Origin of the sequence: Pantoea sp. SIMBA_079 (genome assembly GCF_046940275.1) — a bacterium.
GTDB lineage: Bacteria > Pseudomonadota > Gammaproteobacteria > Enterobacterales > Enterobacteriaceae > Pantoea > Pantoea borealis.
This window is the reverse complement of the sequence record NZ_JAWRYR010000130.1, coordinates 1-316: the sequence shown is the minus strand read 5'-3', so window position 1 is coordinate 316 and position 316 is coordinate 1. Positions and strand designations below refer to the sequence as shown.

The 316-nt window shown below is 43.0% G+C and carries 1 protein-coding gene; it reads left to right on the top strand.

Annotation, left to right across the window (positions count from 1 at the left end; genetic code table 11):
* Positions 1–186 (top strand): hypothetical protein (locus SB719_RS19405; RefSeq protein WP_412159637.1); only part of this gene is annotated, 186 nt, incomplete at its 5' end.
* Between the last annotated feature and the right edge of the window lie 130 nt (positions 187–316).

Genomic DNA, 316 nt, shown 5'->3' with positions numbered 1-316 from the left:
GATCGTGCGTTAAGGGCGCTTACCGCGGAAGAGAGGGCTGTAATCGAAAAGTGCTTCATCGAACAGAAAAGGGACAAGTACATTTACGAGCACGTTATAAGGGTCCCGAAAAGCACATATGATTTTTACAAAGCAAGAGCAATAGATAGAGTCACGTTTATCTTAAAGACGGCTGCGGTCATTTGAGCCGTCTTTTCCATTGGGCATTTCTTAGGCAAAACTTGTGCAAAACCTGGACTTTTCTTGTACCAAAATTGGGCGTTCTGCCTGTTATTATGAGAGCATGAAAAATTGTGAATGAGCCATCCGTCGAAAA